The organism is Pseudomonas sp. JL3 (genome assembly GCF_031570575.1).
Lineage (GTDB): Bacteria > Pseudomonadota > Gammaproteobacteria > Pseudomonadales > Pseudomonadaceae > Aquipseudomonas > Aquipseudomonas cucumis.
Genome location: NZ_JAKWJK010000052.1, coordinates 1 through 1,962 on the forward strand (window position 1 = coordinate 1; position 1,962 = coordinate 1,962).

Below are 1,962 nucleotides of genomic sequence, written 5' to 3' on the forward strand. Positions count from 1 at the left end.
CTGCCGGCACCGGACCTCGATGCGCTGATCACCCGTGGTTACGAAGCCCCGCAAGGCGAGGTCGAAACCACCCTGGTGCAGATCTGGCAAGACTTGCTGGGCCTGCCACAGGTCGGCCGGCATGACCACTTCTTCGAACTGGGCGGCCACTCACTGTTGGCGGTCAGCCTGATCGGGCGGATGCGCCAGCTCGGTTTGTCGGCGGACATTCGCGTGCTGTTCGGCCAGCCGACCCTGGCGGCACTGGCTGCCGCGGTCGGCGGTGGCAATGAAGTCGTGGTGCCGGCTAACGCTATTCTTCTAGGTTGCACCCACATCACGCCGGACATGCTGGCGCTGGTCAATCTGGACCAGCAAGCCATCGACCGCATTATGGCGACGGTGCCGGGTGGCGCACGCAACGTGCAGGACATCTACCCATTGGCGCCATTGCAAGAGGGCATTCTCTACCACCACATCGCTGCGCAAACGGGTGATCCCTATGTGCTGCAGGCCACGTTCACTGTCTCGGATCGCGAGCGGCTGGAGGCATTCGCCCATGCCCTGCAGGGCGTGATCGACCGCCATGACATCTTGCGCACCTCGGTGGTATGGGAAGGCCTGGACGAGCCGGTGCAGGTGGTTTGGCGCAAGGCACAATTGGCGGTGGAAGAGGTTACGCTGATAGCCGGCGCCGGCGATATCGCCGAGCAGTTGCGCGAGCGATTCGACACGCTGCATTACCGTCTGGATATGCACCAGGCGCCACTGATGCGCATCGCATTTGCCCATGACGCACCCAACCAGCGTTGGGTGGCCATGTTGCTGTTCCATCACATGGCGCTTGATCACATGGCGCTGGAAGTGGTGCAGCACGAGATGCAGGCGCATCTGCTGGGCCAGGAAAGTCAGCTTGGCGAAGCCCTGCCGTACCGCAACTACGTGGCCCAGGCCCGATTGGGTGTCAGCCGTGAGGAGCACGAAGCGTTCTTCCGCGAGATGCTCGGTGACATCGACGAGCCGACGCTGCCGTTCGGTCTACAGGATGTACAAGGTGACGGTAGCGACATCGAGGAAGCCAGGCTGGATATCGCCGCCGACCTCAGTCGCCGTCTGCGGGCGCAGGCCCGCCAGTTGGGTGTGAGCGCGGCAAGCTTGCACCATCTGGCTTGGGCGCAGGTGGTGGGCGGTGTTTCGGGCAAGCAAGACGTGGTGTTCGGTACCGTGCTGATGGGCCGGATGCAGGGCGGCGACGGTGCCGACCGCGCGTTGGGCATGTTCATCAACACGCTGCCGCTGCGGGTGAGCCTGGGTGAACAAGGCGTGCGTAGCGGCGTGAAGGCCACCCATGCCCGGTTGACCGGGTTGCTGGGCCACGAACATGCGTCGCTGGCATTGNGAGCCTGGGTGAACAAGGCGTGCGTAGCGGCGTGAAGGCCACCCATGCCCGGTTGACCGGGTTGCTGGGCCACGAACATGCGTCGCTGGCATTGGCTCAACGCTGCAGCGGCGTGACCGCGCCGTTACCGTTGTTCAGCGCCTTGCTCAATTATCGGCACAGTGCCGCGAATATCGCCTCGGGCGAAGCGTTGGTGGCCTGGGAAGGTATTGAAACCCTGAGCAATGAAGAACGCACCAACTATCCGCTGACGCTGTCGGTGGACGATCTTGGCGAAGGCTTCAGCCTGACGGCGCTGGCCTTGCCGCAGATCGGTGCGCAACGCATCTGCGCCTATATGAATACTGCATTGGAGCATCTGGTCGAGGCGCTGGAGCAGGCGCCACAGACACCGCTGCACAGTGTATCGATTCTACCGTCCGCCGAGCGTCGGCAACTGCTGATGGATTTCAACGCCACCACGCGTCGCTATCCGCAGGACAAAACCGTTCACGCGCTGTTCGAAGCACAAGCCCAGGCGAGCCCGGATGCACCGGCGGCCGCGCACAACGGGCACGGCCTGACCTACGCCGAGCTGAACAGCA

Annotated in this window: 1 pseudogene; it reads left to right on the forward strand. The window is 63.5% G+C overall.

The features are described 5' to 3' along the window. Positions 1-1,962, forward strand: a pseudogene (locus MMG91_RS28725) (condensation domain-containing protein); the annotation flags it as partial.